The organism is Erythrobacter sp. SD-21, from assembly GCF_000181515.1.
Classification (GTDB): domain Bacteria; phylum Pseudomonadota; class Alphaproteobacteria; order Sphingomonadales; family Sphingomonadaceae; genus Qipengyuania.
Window position 1 is genome coordinate 62,140 of record NZ_ABCG01000001.1, and the last position, 15,597, is coordinate 77,736.

The window sequence follows — 15,597 nt, forward strand, 5'->3', positions numbered from 1 at the left end:
GGCCTTAATCGGAGGAATAATTGCCAAGAGCAAGCTGTTGTGAATCCTGTCCTCGGCATGATGAATACAGATGCTTGCGCTTCGCTTTGTTGAAAGTTTCCCTACACCCGCTTAGCATCCTTCTCAGCCAATTGCCGGGGAGGCTTGCTTGGCCGAGATTTTCATCTCCTATGCCCGTTCCACGGCCGACCAGGCCCAAGCGGCCGCGCGCGGTCTGCGCGAGGAGGGGTATGAAGTCTGGATCGATGATGCGCTGCCCGCCCATCGCGAATTTTCTGTCGTCATCGAGGAAAAGCTTCAGGAAGTCGACGCGGTGCTCGTCGTCTGGTCGGAGGACGCCCGTCGTTCGCGCTGGGTGCTTGCCGAGGCAGATCTTGCGCACGAGCAGGGAAAGCTAGTCCAGTTCAGCCTCGACGGTACGATCCCGCCGTTTCCCTTCAACCGGGTGCATTGCGAACAGGGCATCGGCTGGTCGGGTGACATTACAGCAGCGCCGTGGCGAAAGATCGTGGCCAGCGTGGAAGAGCTTTCGGGCGGAGGTGACGATACGCTGGCCGGCATCGGTCCCGAATTCACACGGCCGACCTCGCGCGAACCGCTGCTGGCGGTCATGGCTTTCGACAATTTCAGCGCCGATGCCGAACTCGACTTCTTTTGCGACGGGATCTCGGAGGAAATCCAGCGCACCGTCGCGAGCGGCAGCAGCCTGAAGGTTGTCGCCCGTGCATCCAGCTTCCAGTTCCGCGGTTCGGCCAAGGACACGGCCCGCGTCGCCTCCGCGCTGGGGGCGACCCATCTGCTCGACGGATCGGTGCGTCGGGCGCAGAACCGGGTGCGGATCAGCGCCGAACTGGTCGAGTGCACCACGCGCAGCGCGATCTGGGCCGACCGCTTCGATGGCGATCTCGACGACGTCTTCGACTTGCAGGAACGGATCGCGGAGAAGGTGGCCGAAGCGCTGAAGGTTGCGCTCGTTCCTACGCGCAAGGAGGAGGCGCTCGATCCCGCTTCTTACGAGGCCTATATGCGCGCCCGCGGGATCATGGCGGAAGGCGATCCGCTTTTCGACGATGCCTACCGTGAATCGATCCCCTTGCTCGAGCGGGTGGTGGCCGCCGCGCCGAACTTCGCAGCCGCTTGGGAAAGCCTCGCCGAATGCCGGGCTTGGACACTGCGGTCGGGGCGCTACGACAAGGCCTATCACATCGGTCGCGACGGAGTGATCGACGCCGCCCGCACGGCGCTGCGGCTCGATCCGAAGAGCGGCGGGGCGTATGTGGCGCTCGCCATGCTGGAGCCTTGGGGGGCCTATTCGCAGCGCGAGGCGCTGCTGAGAAAAGCGCTTGAGGTTTCGCCGCGTGATACGGCAGCGCTGACCGATATGAGCACTTTCTGCTGGAGCGTGGGCCGCTTTCGCGACGGGCTTCGCTATGCTGAGCGCGCCTGCGAACTCAACCCGCTGATGCCTTCGGCGCGGCTCAACGTGGCGCAGATGCGCGCCTATGTAGGCGATATCGACATCTGCGTGGCGATGCACGAACAACTCCACCGGCAATGGCCCGACAATCCCGGCATCCTGATTTCGCTCGTCAATACGGCGGGCACGCTGGGCTATTGGGATGCCTTCGACCGGGCCGTGCCCGATGTGGGGCAGCTCAACGAATGGCAAAGCCGCGACATGCGAGCCGCGCTTGCCTTTGCGCAGGCGGTCCGGACCAAGGACCCCGAACTGATCGAGCGGCGGATGACGCGTTATCGCGAGTATCTCGACAAGACCGGGCACCTGCCTTTGAACCTCGTGGTCTCGATCGGCGAGTTCGGTCTTGCCAACGAGGCGCTCGATATGGCGGAGAGGGCTTCCTACGATTTCGTGTTCAACCCCGACGGCGCGCGGCCTAGCGCCTATTTCCCCGGCACCATCATGGGGCCGTGGAGCAAGGTCCTGCAGCAGCCGCGCTTTGTCGACCTTTGCACCCGGCTGGGCATGTCGGAGTACTGGCAAAGCACGGGCAAATGGCCCGATTGCGAGGAATGGGTCGAGTATGATTTCCGCGCCGAGGTCGAGCGTTCGCTGGCCGAAGCTCAGCGCGAGAAAATACCCGCACCATAAGTGTGCAAGGTCTCGAGCACTTCGAAGGTTGCATCGGATTCGAAGGCGACTGCGAACAGCACTTCCTTCTTCGTAATCGGCAGTTCCCAATCCGCGACCTTGCGATCATCGCCTCTCATCTTCGAAGCCAGTTTTGCGAAACCATGCTTTTCCAGCTTGTCGGTCGCGTCATTCGGATCGAGGCCGAAGAGGCGGGTGAACTGTTCCTTCATCGTGTCGGACCAGGCGAAGGCGAGATCCACGTCCCTGCCCTTGAAGAAACGTGGATTGCGAATCTGCGTGTGGGTGGCCTTGGAGGCGATGATCGCGCGGTAGGCCGCCTTGCGCATGTCGAAGGCGTCGCGGTACTGCTTCAGCGTGTCGATATGGACAGTGGCCGGATGGCTGGAAGGCGCGGTCGATTTTCCGGCGAGCGCGGGAAACGTCCCCATCCAGGTGCCGAGAAACGCGGGCGCTCCCTTGCGCTCCAAGAACGCGCTCAAATCCACCCTTTCGCTTGCTTGTCGAGACGTGGCCTCACCCGAGTCCATCACTTGCGCGAAATCGACCTCGTCGGTTCCTTGGCGAAGCTCGATATGCAGGACACCGACTAGGTGCGAACGAGAGCGTGGATTGAAGGTCTTGAACCCCTGTATGGCGACGTCGAGATGCAAATCGTCGGCTTCGGTTCCCTCTTCGAACCCGATCTCGGCCATTTGCTTTTCGCTGCCGATGATTTCGCGGCTTGCGAACATGACAGTCGAGTTGTCGTCGAAATAGAAGGGCTGAATCCAGACGAGATCGTGTTTTTCGCGCGCGAAGCCGTTTCCGGAATCCTTGTAGCGATGGGCGGGAAACTGCCAGAACAACTCGCGATGGGCGACCGTGTCCCAGCCGTCCCGGTCTTCGCCGCAGCACGCGAAATCGGGGTGGTCGGTGACCATCAGTATGCCGAAATTATGCTCCGACAGCGCTTCGTAGCGATAGGGGGACTTGTCGGGACCGGGGGCGTTGAAATGGCTGTCGAGATAATCCTGCATGCAACCGGGAGCGGCATCGATGACGAAGGCCCAATGGCGGCTGCCCGTTGTTTTCCACGAGGGGACGAGCGCCTGGTCGGAGAAAGAGTCGATGAAGTCGGTCATCGCCTGAACAAGCCCTCTATCAGGCCCTTCCACGGGCGATACCAGGCGGCATCCAGATCGCTTCGGGCGGCGCGCGGAGCAATGCCGTCCCCGCCCTCGATCGGGAACTCGTGGATCACACGCATCTCGTCGTAATCGATGTCGGCGCAGAACCGGAACCCGGCCACAGGAGACGCGCTCATCTGATCGCCCAAGCCAAATCCTTCGACGTTTATCAGTGTGTCGATGATGCTCTTGAAGCTGCCCGACGCGTTGAAGCTGATCGCGACATCCTGTTCGTTGTAGAATTCGAGTTGTTTCAGTTCGGAGAAATAGGACCGACAGGTCACTAGCGCCTGGTAGACGGCGCGTTCGGGATTGGCCGCGTCGCGGTACTGCTTGAGTCCCACCGTACGCATGACCGTCGGTATGGTCCCGAGAGATGCGAAATTGATAAAGTTTGAGACTTTCGAAAGCGTTTCGAGGGTGGATGCGGCTTCCGGCGTGTCGAGCAGCGAATAGATCGATTTCCCGTCGGCGGACCCCATGTTCGTGGGCATGGGCGGCTTGGTCTCAACGGTGACGAAGGTGTGTTTTTGCTGCACCTCGCCCGGCTTGCCGTGCATCCAGCCGGGAAGGCGGATCTCGCCCGAAAAGCTTCCCGGATCATCGCTTTCGCCAATGTCTATTTCGGCCAGAAGCTTGCTCAGTCCCAGCATCTCGCGCCCGCACACGCTCGACCAGGGCTCACTCACCACGATGACCGGGACAATCCATTCGACAGCCGCCTTCGTCATGGCGGTCAGCGGGTTGGTCCCGTAGCGAACCACGGGGATGGCCACGAAGGCTTCTTTCTGGCTGGTGATCCCGCGCTGGGGGTAGGGAACCTCGCCGAAATCGTAGATTTCGCGCGCCGAGCTGATCATCTCGGGATAGTCGAGAAACATCAATGTGGCATAAGGCCAGACGGAAAGCGGGCGGTAACGGAAGCCCCGTTCAGCGGCCGATCCGAGATTGAGATAGCGGTCGCAATATTTCTGGACCTTGGCGACATTCGCCTTCCAGATGAAAGTGTTCACCGCGACATTTGGGAAGTGATAGGGCGGCGGCACGTCCTGGCTGATCGCCGACTGGACATAGGGCACGAAGGTGCCTTCGGGCATCATTTCGCCACCTGCGCTTGGCTTGCTTCCTCGAACACGCCGGCTTCGGCATCGACCACGAAATTCGAGCCGAACGCGGTTGAAGGGGTCTGGAACCCCCCAGGCGCATCGCCCGCCACGATCCGGCGGATCGCCTCCCCGACGCATAGCACGCTGGAGGTGTAGCCATCGAGCGTATGGAGCGTGAGCCGCCGCACGCGCCGCCACTTGTCGAGCGCTTCGACCACCATGGCGAAACGGGCTTTCTCGCGCGCGGCCGGGGAAGGGGTGCGCGGCCAGGCGTTTGACAGGAGATCGCCGAACTGGCGCGCCTGCCGTTCGCCCGTCACGCGAATGCCGAGACCGGAGACGCGGTAGGCTGCGCGCTCATGCCAGTGCATCTCGGTATAGACCTCGATGTTTTTCACTTGGGTGGAGAAGGGCGCGGTCACGATATCGGCCCAGCTCATCGCCACGCACTCGCTGAGACCCGACCCGAAATCGAAGGATCGCTTGAGGCTGCCTGCGGGCACACGGTGGAGCCGGGCGTCGCGGCACACCATCGCGTCCGCATCGAGCAGGCGGGCCGCGGTAGAGACGCTGCCGCGCGAGATGACCTCGGCGCGCGAAATGCCGAGACACAAGCGGTCGGTATCGGGCCACAGCTCGACGGCGCGCTTGAGCAGGCAATCGGTCGCCGCAATGGTGAGGCCGATCCCGGGCATGATCATCACGCCGGCCTGCTTCGCTTCCTCGTCATGCAACAGGAGCTGCGGGAAAACCGGCCATTCCCCGCCGAGATCGACGTAATGCGTGCCCAATTCGAGGCAGGCGCGCACAAGGTATCCTGCGGTTTCGTTGAACGGACCGGCCGCGTTGAGCACCACTGCCGAACGGGCCACATGGCTATTCACCGCCTCAGTGTCGGTGAGATCGAAGGCGACCCAGGGCAAGTCCAGCTGCCCGGCGAGTTCGGAGACCGCCTCCGGATTCCTCCCGGCCAGCAGCAGGTCGACCTCGCCGGTGAGGTGGTGCGCGACCTCCAGCCCGGTGACGCCGTTCGCGCCGTAGAGGAGGACCCTGCCGCTCATGGCCGGTCGAAGACCCAGCTTGGCAGAACTTCGAGGAAAGCGAGTTCAGCGCTGTCGGAAAGTCCCGAATAGGCGGTCTTGAATTCGAGCATGGCCACGCCCGCCATGGCATCGGCCACCTGCCGCGCGTGGCGGATCGATCCGCGCTCGTTCATCAGCCGGGCAAGCCAGTCGATCTCGGCAGGATCGCGGTCTGCGCGGGGCTGGTCCATCAAGCGGTCGATCCGCGCCCTGTCCGCGTCTTCGCAGGCGTTGCGCACGTGGATCAGCATGAGAGTGCGCTTGCCCTCGTAAAGGTCGCCGTTGCGTTCCTTGCCGTAGCCCGGATTGTCGGTGAGATTGCGCAGATCGTCCTCGATCTGGAAGGCGAGGCCAAGGAAATGGCCGAAGCGCACTACGCGCGCCGGATCGATCCGTCCGCGTCCGCCCATCAGCACGCCGAGCTGCGCCGGCCAGATCATTCCCATCCAAGCCGTCTTCTTCAGGGCCATGCGCAAGTAATCGGCCTCGGTCAGCTCGGTCACGTTCCGGTCGCGCCAGCCGAGTTCGAGCGCCTGGCCTTCGGCTGTCTGGCGGGCCATTGCGATGGTCACCTCGATCACGCGCTGAGCGAGATCGGCGCCGAGAGGCCGGATCGCATCGAGCAAGGGCTGGAAGGCGGTAAAGAGCAGCGCGTCGCCCGCGTTGATGGCCAGCGCCACGCCGTGCTGCGCATGGAGCGTGGGCAGGCCGCGCCGCAAATCGCTTTCGTCCTGCACGTCATCATGGATCAGGAGCGCGTTGTGCAGCAATTCGACTGCCGCCGCGCAGCGCGCCGCCTGAGTGAGCTCGCCGCCGAAGATCAGCGCGTTGGCAATGCAGATACCGGGGCGCAGCATCTTGCCGCCACGCTTCGGATATTCGGCGAGCAAGGCGTCCAGATAAGGCGCGTCGTTACCGGACCGCAGGTAGTGGTCGAGATGAAGCCGCGTTTCCTTGCCGAACCGCACCAGCAGGTCCGCCGCGTCGCGGTGCGCCTGGTCGAAACCCCGATGCGTGTTCGCGTTCATGAGCCCTCCACCACCACCTCAACGGTCATGATGCCGAGCGGAATGTCCTGCCCCTTGGCCATGATGAGGCCGTTATAGACGCCGGGCGCCTGTCCTTTCGGCACCTTCACCGGCACGGACAGCGCGCCCGAAATGTCCATTTCGAACGGTTCGCACGTGAGGCCGGGGTCCGACGATCCCGCCTTCTGCAAGGTGAGCGGCATGAGATCGCCGGGTCGGGTAACCTTCTGCGGCTTTTTCATCTCGCTTGTGTGGGCGACAGCCATTCCGCCACCGGTGAAATGAACCTCGAAGGGGATGAAATCCGGATTGTCCCGTGGCGGAGAGGTCGAGCGCTGGACCGGCTCGGGAGTGGTCTTGCGGAACGGAGGAACCTTGGCCGCGACTTCGCCCGGCGGCGGCGGGGAGGCGGCGAGGTTGATCTGCGACACCATCTGCTCACACAGATCGAGCGTTGCCGTGCTCAGCTGGCGCGCGATGTCGATCGCCTTGAGCGAGACAGAGGCGATGTCGACCGGCATCGTCTTCATCGACAAATCGCCTTCGCTGAAGCGATCCGCCGCGGTGCGCGTCTGCCGCACTGCCTCGTCGAGCACGTCGTAACTGCTCTGCACCGCACGGGCGACCGCTTCGTCCATGCTCGCGGCGGCCTGTTCGGGAGAGCGGGCCGCCGACGCCCGCGCCCGTACGCCTTCGCCCGTGCGGATCGGGCGGGTGCGCCCCTCCTTGGGCCGTGTTTTGCGCTTGCCGGAATCAGGGGTGGTCATAGGCGGTGATGTCCTCCAGTCTTGGCGAGCCCGACAGGGCGTGCGCGGCGAGCAGGCCCGACATGACCGCTCCTTCCACGCATCCGGAATGGAACCCGCTGTCGGTCCAGTCCCCGGCAATGGTGAGGTTGTCGTAAGTGCGGTCGAGCGGTGAAATCCGGTAGCGGAAGCTGCCCGGCGTATGGATCACGTAGCGGTCGGACGGGTTGACGTTGGCCCGCCAATATTGCGTGCCGAAGCGATCCTGATCGGCCAGCTTGATATCCTCGCCATATTCCTCGGGTACCGACAGGAGATTCCAGCGGAAGTGACCGTTATCGTCATAGGCCTTGGGCCACACCTCGCGCACCGGCCATTTCAGGAACCCTTCCGCATTGGCGCGCACTTCCGCTGTTCGCAACGAGAGGTATTCGGTGTCGTCGTCCCCCGGGGGCGTTTCGGGATCGGGCAGAACCGCGCAGAAATAGACCGAGGTTGCTGGAGGTTTTGTCCACGCCTCTTCCGGCACGACATGGGCCATGTCGCACCAGGTATCGAAGGGCTTGGCAAAGCCGCCAGTGATATAGGCGGGTCCCGGCCAGCCGAGGTCCTCGAGGCTCTCCTCCATCCAGATCTGGAAGGCCTGCGAGGCGACCGTCTTCACATGGACGCACATCTCGGCCCAGCGCGGATCGTGAGCGACGATCTTGGGCGCAACGTAAGGAATGGCGCCAACTCCGACGGTGAGCGCGACGAAGTCGAAATCCTCTGACACGCGGAGGGCTTTGGTGCCGGCGCGGCGGCGGTCCCAGTGGGATTCGAAGTGCCAGCCTTCGGCCTCGGCTTGCTTACCGTTCGTCAGTTGCGCGAAGTCGGGCCTGGACGGCCAGCATGGCCTGCCTGCCACGTCGACCAACGGCTGGTATTCGCCGCCGCCCTCGATCTCCGCCTGCACGTCGAAGGTGAGGCTTTCGACATGGGTGGCGTCGACCGAGAGACCGGTGTCGGTCAGGCGGTGGAAGAACTCGAACCTCACACCGCGGTCGCGCATGGCGGTGTAGAGCGGCGCGAACACCACATCGCCCATTCCGGCGCGCATCCGCCACATGAAGGCACCGCGATAGCCGAAGAAGGTGCGCAAGGTTCCGCGCAGGCCCTGACCGGCGGACAGCGAAGGCTTGCTCTCGTCGCCGTTCTCGTAGCCCATGGAAAGATCGTAAAGGCCGCGCAGGAAGGGCGATTGGAGCGCCCGGATGGAAGCGCCGTTGATGCGCATCCATTCGCGGCATTCGTAATCGTCGATCGCATCGAGACCGCGCTCGTCGGCGAGAATGCCATAACGTATCAGGCCGGTGATCGTCGCAACGGTAAGGTCGGCGACCTCCCACATGAACCGGTGTCCGTCATCCGCGATCCACTGGTCCTCCACCCATTGCCTGAGCTGGGTGAGAATGCCTTCAGAAGCCTTCATCAATCCGTCCGAAGAGGCAGGCGTGACCGAGCGTAGCAGCGTGGCCAGCACGCCCAGACCCTCGGCCAGCGCGGCGGCCCCGGCGAACCGGCCTAGCCGCGCCAAATGCGCCATGCGCGCGGAAATGTCGCCGGGAATGGCCCGCTCGAACCCGGTGACCGGTGTCGACCCGTCGACCTTCGTGTCGAGTACCAGCGCCTGCAGGAGTTCGAACGCCCGCGCCATGTAATGCGGCAGGGAGAACGCCGTTTCGGGCGGCAGCGGATCGCCGGGCAGCCCTGCGCGCGCGGACATGTGCACGCTCCAGTTGGTGAAGCCGCCATGCTCATCGGAGGAGTACAGGGCGATGTCGTTTTCCGGCGTCCAGGCATCACGCCAGTCGCCGTAAATGTGTCCCTTGCCGGCCGCTTCCAGTTCGGCATGGCATTCACGCATCATGCGGAAGGAATTGTCGTAGAAGCCCAGCCAGATATGCAGGCCGTGTTCCTCGATCCGACCCGACACGCCTCGGCCCGAAGCGCCCTTGCCGCCAAGCCGCCAGCCTTCCTGGTAGACGGTGACCTCGTACTCGCCTTTATGTTCGGGACGAGAGAGTTCCCAGGCGAGCGCCATTGCGGCGCACCCGCCGCCGATCACGGCGACCCGGGTAGGCGAGGCGCTCAAGCCGTCATTCCCGACATGGCCCTGGCTGCGGTATGCAAGGTCTGTTGCGCACGCGGTTTCGCCTCCCCAAGCGACCTTGGGAAAAACACCTATAGAAAAACCGCCATTTAGGGAAGTAGCGCGAAAGCCCTGCACTTCGCCCGGAGGCGTTGCTTGCAGTTTGACCGGTGTTTTGCGTAGTCTGCACGGATGATCACCTTGGCGATATCGCTGGTTCTCGTGGCCGCCACCATCGCCGTGCATTACGAGACCTTGCGGTTTACCTCGCAGCGGTTGACCCATCTTCGCATCAGCCCGCGCTCGCGCATCATCCTCATCCTTGTCGCCGCGCTGACATCGCACATGGTCCACGCCCTGCTGTATGCCTTGGCCTATCTCGGGCTGGAATCGATCGGCGGTTACGGCACCATCAGCGGGGAACGTGGCCACAGCCTCGAGGATGCCTTCTATTTCTCGATCACCAGCTACACCACTCTGGGTATCGGCGATCTCTACCCCACCGGTTCGCTGCGTATCATCAGCGGGATCGAGGCGCTCAACGGACTGGTGATGGTCGGCTGGTCGGCATCGATGACGTATATCTACATGGAGAAGTTCTGGCATATCCGGAACTCCTAGGTCACACCGGCCGGACTACGCGGTTTTTGGGGAGGGGACGGCGAATGGCGAGCACCGAGAACGGCCCGGAGCGCAGCGAGTTGCTTCCGCGCCTCGTCCTGCGCTTCGGCATTACCGGCCATCGCCCGCCGCGACTGGCGCTTGAACACCACGACGCGGCGCGCGAGGCCTGCGCCGGAATCTTCGCCGAGGCCCGTTCCATCCTCCAGCGGATCAAGGCCACGCATCGCGAGCTGTTCTCCGACGAAGAGCCGCTCGTTCGGCTGGTTTCCGCGCTCGCTTCCGGGGCTGACACGGTGGCGGCGGAAGCCGCGCTCGACCAGGATATCGGCCTTTCCACCTGCATGCCCTTTGCCGCTTCGGTCTATCGCAAGGATTTTTCCGAAGAGGACTGGGAAGGCGCCGAGATGCTCGCCTCGACGGCGGACAGCAATCTGGCGCTGACCGACCATCCGGCAGGCGACGAGGCCGCTTACGAGGCCGTCGGTAGGCTGGTTCTCGCGCAGGCGGACATACTCATCGCAATCTGGGACGGCGAGGCCGCGCGGGGGCGGGGCGGCACGACCGACATCGTGGCCGAAGCCATTGCGCGCCACATCCCGGTCATCCACATCAATCCCGACGGAGCGCACGAGCCCATCCTGCTGTGGAGCGGGCTGCACGAGGAAATTCCCGATCGCCCCTCGCTCGACGGCGTAAACCGCGTGCCGCTCGCCAAGGCCTATGGCCCGGTGATCGAGGCGCTGTGCGCGCCTCCCGAGGGCAGGGAACTCGACGCGTTGCACCAGTTCCTTTCCGGCGAAACCAGCGGGCGCGAGACGAGCTTTGCTTGGCCCCTGCTGCTGGTCGCCTGCGGAGCGCGCAAATGGAGCGAAGTGCAGTTCCGCAATCCGAGCGCCGAGGAAGAAGAGAACTATTTCGCGTTTATCGTCGCGCCTTTTGCAAAGCTCGGCAAATTCGGGAGGCAACTAACAGGCGACCTGCTCGACCGGTTCGGGCGGGCGGATGCTGGGGCGAGCGGGGCGGCGCTGCAGTATCGCAGCACTTTCGTGACCAATTTCTCGCTCGCCGCGCTGGCCGTTGCGCTCGCGCTTGCGGGCATTGCTGCGCCCGAAGCGAAGGTCGGGCTGATAACCGCCGAACTCATTGTGATCGGGCTGATCATCGTGAATATCCGGCGCGGGACGAAATGCAATTTCCACCAGATATGGATCGACCGCAGGCATCTGGCCGAAAGGCTGCGCCTGCTGGCGATGTCGGGAATGCTGGGCAGGCTGTCCCTGCGCGACGTGGAGGACGGGACGACCCATCCCGGCTGGGTGACATGGTATGCCCGCGCCACTGCGCGCGAGCTCGAACTGCCGCAGGGCGAGCTCGACAAAGCCTATCTCGGGAAGGTGCGCGATGCCGCTTTCGCGCTGATCGACGACCAGCTATCCTACCACCGCAAGAACGCGCATGTGATGGAACACGCCAACCACCGCCTGCACAAAGCAGGTGACTGGCTCTTTGTCGGCACGATTTTGTTCTGTCTCGCTTATCTCGGCGCGAAGTTCTTCGCCCCCGGCCTCGTCAAAGGGGAGGGATTGGGGATGACTCAGATTGTAACCATGGCGACGGCGTTTTTCCCGGCGCTTGCCGCGGCGCTGTACGGCATCCGTATGCAGGGCGATTTTGCCGCCACCTCCGAACGTTCGGCGGCAATCGCGGGACGGCTCGCGAAGCTGCGTTCCGCTATGGAGGCGGACACGCTCTCCTACGACCGGCTGGTCGACCGGCTGCGCAGGCTGAGCGAGATCATGCTCTCCGACATCCACCAGTGGCAGCAGCAATACGAGATGCGGCCCCTAAGCCTGCCGGGTTGATCGGTCTCAGCGGTTCATCCAGCGCGAAAGACCGTCCTTATGCGGGCGGATTTCGCCCAGCTGCCCCACCGGTTCGTGCTCGCCCGAAGTAAGGAAGGCGATCATCGCCACGTCCTCGGCAGGGACATGGGCAAGAGTGCGCGCACCTGTCGCGGTTCGGGCGACGATAACACCGGAGCGCGGCGATCCGTCGCGGGCATATTGGACAGTGTAGGTCTCGATAGTGACCTCACCCGCATAGTCGTCGTCGGGCGGCGGCACGTCGCCGCGCTGCGCATCTGCTTCGTGCTGGTAGTCGAAGTCCTGCGGGAAGATGGCCTCGGTCGGCGTGCCCGAGAGCAGTATGGTGTGGTTGTGCGTCGCGTAGCCGCCATTGGCGAAGAGCAGGCCGTTGTCAGCCGTCCCTCGCAAGCGCAGCACCATCTCCGCAACGGCGTGACTCATGTAATTGCCGATGGGGCCGCCGCCGAAGGTCAGTCCGCCGAAGACGGTTGCGGGACGATCCAGCGGCCAGCCCAGCACGCGGCGCGCCATCTTGGGGACGCAAGGGAAGCAGGAGTAGAGTTCGACATGGGCAAGATCGCTTGCGGACACCTCGTTCAGTGCCGTCGTGCGCTCGATCGATGTCGCGAGGCTAGGCGAGGCGGCGTAGCTGTCGCGGGCGAGGAAGTTGCCGTCCTCGTGGCAGGCGGCACCGTAGCCCACGAACACCAGCCGATCCTCGAGCACGCCCCGCTCCCGTGCTTCGGCGAGGCTGGTCATGAGGAAGCCGGCACCCTGGTTCACCGAGGAATTGGCGACCTGCAGCTTGGTATAGGGAAACGCGATAGGTCGGTTGTCGGGCGAGGGCGTGACCACCTCATCCGCCGTCACTGGCTTGCGCAACCAGGCGCTTTCGTTGCCGGCCGCCACCTCGCTCATGCCCGACCAGATCGCGCCGCTCTCGGCCTGCCCCTCGGCGAGGCTGTGCCCATAGGCCGCGCGGCCCGCATTCTCGTAAAGCGGATAGACATCGGTCGGAACGACGAGGCCGTAGCTTGGCGCATAACCGGCGCGTTTGCGGTGGCTCGCGTCGCGCAGCGCGTTCGGCTTCCCGCCATCGTCGCGGGGCTTCAGGGCGGCGAGCTTCGCCGCCGTGCGCAGCGCCTCGCCGCCGACCACGGCGCAGACCGTCGCCTCGCCGCGCGCAATGCGGTTTGCGGCTTCGTGCAGCAGCAGGATCGGGCTGTCGCCATTGGGCATGGCAGTCTGCATGCGATGCGCCGGATCGATGCCGAGATGCTCGGCCAGCTTGCCGTCCACCGGGTTCAGTTGCGGCCATGCAAGCTGCGCGACGACATTGAGCGAATCGCAGGTTTCGAGCCAGTCGCCGCCCGCGTCTTCGTCTGCACGTTTCAGCGCGGCGGCCATCAGGCCGATGGGATCGAGCCCGTCGCCGGGGTTCTCTGGCCGGTCATTGATCTGACCGACGCCGACGATGACGGGAGTTTTGCGCGGGTCCGTTTCGCTCATGCGCCAAGGCTTAGCGGCGCGGACGATTTTGGCAAAGGAGGAAGGCTGGCTGGGGTGGCAGGGATCGAACCTGCGAATGGCGATACCAAAAACCGCTGCCTTACCACTTGGCTACACCCCAGCAGCGGGCGCTCCTATAACGCCTGCAGCGACAATGTGAAGGGGTGGCGGTAAGCAATTCCATGGTCGATAGCGACGCAATGACCGATTACGCGACCGCCCGCTCGATTCTTGAAACGCTGATCGCCTTCGACACCACCTCGGCGCGCAGCAATTTGGCGCTGATCGAATGGGTGGAGGCCTATCTTGCCCAGCACGGCGTGGCCTCGACAAGGGTGCCGAACGAGAGCGGCGAGAAAGCCAATCTCTTTGCGACCGTCGGCCCTTCGGTCGCAGGTGGGGTGATCCTGTCGGGCCATAGCGATGTGGTGCCGGTCGAGGGTCAGGACTGGAGCGCCGACCCTTGGATCGTGCGCGAAGAGGGCGGGTGCTATTACGGGCGCGGCACCTGCGACATGAAGGGTTTCCTCGCGCTGGCGCTCGCCTATGTCCCGCGGTTCGTGCGTGGATCGAAACCGGTGCACCTGGCCATCAGCTATGACGAAGAAGTCGGCTGCAAGGGCGCGCCCGCCATGATCGAGCGTTTGGCCGCGACCATTCCCACACCGCGACTGGCCGTGATCGGCGAGCCAAGCAGCATGAGGATCATCACCGGCCACAAGGGCATCGGCGTCTTCGAAGTGAGTATTCGCGGGCACGAGGCGCACAGCTCGTTGGTCGATCACGGCATCTCCGCCAACATGATCGCCGTTCGGCTGATGGCGAAGCTGGATGAAATCGCGGGAGACCTCGCCGAGAACGCGGTTCGCGACAACGGTTTCGACCCGCCGCAGGCCACGCTGACCATCGGCGAGATGCAGGGCGGCACGGCGGCCAATATCCTCGCCGGCCACGCGCGATTCGTTTTCGACCTGCGCTGCCCGCCCGATGTCGACGCACAGGCCACGCTCACCCCGTTCCGTCAGCGCTGCGCCGAACTGGATGCCGAGATGAAGGCGCGCTTCCCGCAAACCGGGATTACTTTGAAGCAGCTGTCCTCGGCCCCGCCAATGACGGCGGCGGGGAGCGAGGACGCGGTCGCCTTTGTCCGCACGCTCACCGGCGAGAATGCTCGGCCCTCGCAGGTCGCCTATGCGGCGGAAGGCGGGCAATTTCAGGCGGCGGGTTTCCCGACGCTGATCTGTGGACCCGGTTCGATCGAGCAGGCGCACCAGCCCGACGAATGGATTGCGATTTCCCAGTTCGAAGAAGGCGCCCGGTTCATGGAGCGCCTTGCCGAAGCGCTCGCCTAGAGCGTCTTGCCCTCGAAATCGGCGGAGGAATGGCGGGTAAGGAGCTGCGTGTCTTCATCGCCCCAGGCCTTGTTGACGATCCGGCCGCGCTTCACGCCCGGCCGCTCCGCGATCTGCCTGGCCCACCGCGCGACGTTTTCGTATTCGTCGATCGAGAGGAAGGTCTTCGCCTCGTTGTATATCTTGCCTTCCACAAAAGGCGCGAGCCAAGGCCAGGAGGCGATGTCGGCAATCGTGTATTCGTCACCGCCGAGATATTCGCTCTTTGCGAGCCGCTGGTCGGCGACGTCGAACAGGCGCTTGGTCTCCATCGCGTAGCGGTTGATCGGATACTCGTATTTCTCCGGCGCATAGGCATAGAAATGGCCGAAGCCGCCCCCGATGAAGGGGCCGCTGCCGACCTGCCAGAACAGCCAGCTGAGCACTTCGGCACGAGTGTGGTCCGTGGGCAGGAAGGCGCCGAATTTCTCCGCCAGGTGCAGCAGGATCGCGCCGCTTTCGAAGATACGCACGGGCGTGTCGCCGCTGCGGTCGAGCAGGGCGGGGATCTTGCTGTTGGGGTTCATGTCGACGAAGCCGGACCCGAATTGTTCGCCATCGCCGATGTTGATGGTGAAAGCGTCGTATTCCGCGCCCGCATGCCCCGCTTCGAGCAGTTCTTCGAACATGATCGTTGCCTTCACCCCGTTGGGCGTGGCGAGCGAATAGAGCTGGAAGTCGTGCTCGCCGGTGGGCAGTTCCTTTTCCTCGCGCGCGCCGGCGGTCGGGCGGTTGATGCTGGCGAACTTGCCGCCGCTCACCGTGTCGGCGCTCCAGACTTCGGGCGGGGTGTAGGTGGGGTCTGCCAAGCTCTATCTCCTTGTTGGGGCAGGGGT

The 15,597-nt window shown here is 63.9% G+C and carries 12 protein-coding genes and 1 tRNA gene; 4 read left to right on the forward strand and 9 right to left on the reverse strand.

Features of this window, described 5'->3' with window-relative positions; genetic code table 11:
• The first annotated feature begins 148 nt into the window (after positions 1-148).
• Positions 149-2,110, forward strand: a complete 1,962-nt coding sequence (locus tag ED21_RS00325; protein WP_006831801.1) for a TIR domain-containing protein — start codon at positions 149-151, stop codon at positions 2,108-2,110.
• Here the strand turns inward: ED21_RS00325 and ED21_RS00330 are convergent.
• The 6 genes from ED21_RS00330 to ED21_RS00355 are packed head-to-tail and all read right to left on the reverse strand — an operon-like array spanning position 2,083 to position 9,375.
• Positions 2,083-3,234 (reverse strand): hypothetical protein, encoded by a 1,152-nt coding sequence (locus ED21_RS00330; RefSeq protein ID WP_006831802.1) that lies wholly within the window; start codon positions 3,232-3,234, stop codon positions 2,083-2,085. The two genes, ED21_RS00325 and ED21_RS00330, sit on opposite strands and share 28 nt — an antisense overlap.
• Entirely contained in the window at positions 3,231-4,379 is a 1,149-nt protein-coding gene (locus tag ED21_RS00335; protein ID WP_006831803.1) for a hypothetical protein, read from the reverse strand. The genes ED21_RS00330 and ED21_RS00335 overlap by 4 nt, the downstream gene beginning before the upstream one ends.
• Positions 4,376-5,446: a trans-acting enoyl reductase family protein gene (locus ED21_RS00340; protein WP_006831804.1), complete on the reverse strand. Its 1,071-nt coding sequence runs from the start codon at positions 5,444-5,446 to the stop codon at positions 4,376-4,378. The genes ED21_RS00335 and ED21_RS00340 overlap by 4 nt, the downstream gene beginning before the upstream one ends.
• Positions 5,443-6,495 carry a polyprenyl synthetase family protein gene (locus tag ED21_RS00345; RefSeq protein ID WP_006831805.1) on the reverse strand — a complete coding sequence of 351 codons (1,053 nt, stop codon included), beginning with the start codon at positions 6,493-6,495 and terminating at the stop codon, positions 5,443-5,445. The genes ED21_RS00340 and ED21_RS00345 overlap by 4 nt, the downstream gene beginning before the upstream one ends.
• Positions 6,492-7,262: a hypothetical protein gene (locus ED21_RS00350; RefSeq protein WP_006831806.1), complete on the reverse strand. Its 771-nt coding sequence runs from the start codon at positions 7,260-7,262 to the stop codon at positions 6,492-6,494. Before ED21_RS00350 ends, ED21_RS00345 begins: the two co-directional genes overlap by 4 nt.
• Positions 7,249-9,375 (reverse strand): NAD(P)-binding protein, encoded by a 2,127-nt coding sequence (locus ED21_RS00355; protein WP_034920858.1) that lies wholly within the window; start codon positions 9,373-9,375, stop codon positions 7,249-7,251. Before ED21_RS00355 ends, ED21_RS00350 begins: the two co-directional genes overlap by 14 nt.
• Before the next feature lie 189 nt (positions 9,376-9,564).
• Between ED21_RS00355 and ED21_RS00360 the strand changes: the two genes are divergently transcribed.
• Together ED21_RS00360 and ED21_RS14555 are read left to right on the forward strand one after the other, a co-directional pair.
• Positions 9,565-9,993, forward strand: a complete 429-nt coding sequence (locus ED21_RS00360; RefSeq protein WP_006831808.1) for a potassium channel family protein — start codon at positions 9,565-9,567, stop codon at positions 9,991-9,993.
• Between the two features lie 44 nt (positions 9,994-10,037).
• Positions 10,038-11,858, forward strand: coding sequence for a hypothetical protein (locus tag ED21_RS14555; protein ID WP_006831809.1), 1,821 nt, complete (start codon positions 10,038-10,040; stop codon positions 11,856-11,858).
• 6 nt (positions 11,859-11,864) lie between these two features.
• Here ED21_RS14555 and ED21_RS00370 read toward each other — a convergent pair whose 3' ends face one another.
• Positions 11,865-13,370 (reverse strand): acetyl-CoA acetyltransferase, encoded by a 1,506-nt coding sequence (locus ED21_RS00370; protein WP_006831810.1) that lies wholly within the window; start codon positions 13,368-13,370, stop codon positions 11,865-11,867.
• 46 nt (positions 13,371-13,416) lie between these two features.
• Positions 13,417-13,491, reverse strand: a tRNA-Gln gene (locus tag ED21_RS00375).
• A 61-nt stretch (positions 13,492-13,552) separates the two neighbouring features.
• Here ED21_RS00375 and argE point away from each other — a divergent pair.
• The gene (gene argE, locus ED21_RS00380) at positions 13,553-14,722 is read left to right on the forward strand and encodes an acetylornithine deacetylase (protein ID WP_006831811.1); all 1,170 of its coding nucleotides are present in this window, start codon (positions 13,553-13,555) and stop codon (positions 14,720-14,722) included.
• On the opposite strand, the gene yghU is transcribed toward argE, so the two are convergent.
• On the reverse strand, positions 14,719-15,570 hold the full coding sequence (gene yghU, locus ED21_RS00385; protein WP_006831812.1) for a glutathione-dependent disulfide-bond oxidoreductase: 852 nt from the start codon (positions 15,568-15,570) through the stop codon (positions 14,719-14,721). The genes argE and yghU overlap by 4 nt on opposite strands.
• Between the last annotated feature and the right edge of the window lie 27 nt (positions 15,571-15,597).

Excerpts from the sequence above, each read along its gene's own strand:
- ED21_RS00330 (WP_006831802.1), bottom strand. The coding sequence starts at position 3,234 with ATGACCGACTTCATCGACTCTTTCTCCGACCAGGCGCTCGTCCCCTCG.
- ED21_RS00335 (WP_006831803.1), bottom strand. The coding sequence starts at position 4,379 with ATGATGCCCGAAGGCACCTTCGTGCCCTATGTCCAGTCGGCGATCAGC.
- ED21_RS00340 (WP_006831804.1), bottom strand. The coding sequence starts at position 5,446 with ATGAGCGGCAGGGTCCTCCTCTACGGCGCGAACGGCGTCACCGGGCTG.
- ED21_RS00345 (WP_006831805.1), bottom strand. The coding sequence starts at position 6,495 with ATGAACGCGAACACGCATCGGGGTTTCGACCAGGCGCACCGCGACGCG.
- ED21_RS00350 (WP_006831806.1), bottom strand. The coding sequence starts at position 7,262 with ATGACCACCCCTGATTCCGGCAAGCGCAAAACACGGCCCAAGGAGGGG.
- ED21_RS00360 (WP_006831808.1), top strand. The coding sequence starts at position 9,565 with ATGATCACCTTGGCGATATCGCTGGTTCTCGTGGCCGCCACCATCGCC.
- ED21_RS14555 (WP_006831809.1), top strand. The coding sequence starts at position 10,038 with ATGGCGAGCACCGAGAACGGCCCGGAGCGCAGCGAGTTGCTTCCGCGC.
- ED21_RS00370 (WP_006831810.1), bottom strand. The coding sequence starts at position 13,370 with ATGAGCGAAACGGACCCGCGCAAAACTCCCGTCATCGTCGGCGTCGGT.
- argE (WP_006831811.1), top strand. The coding sequence starts at position 13,553 with ATGGTCGATAGCGACGCAATGACCGATTACGCGACCGCCCGCTCGATT.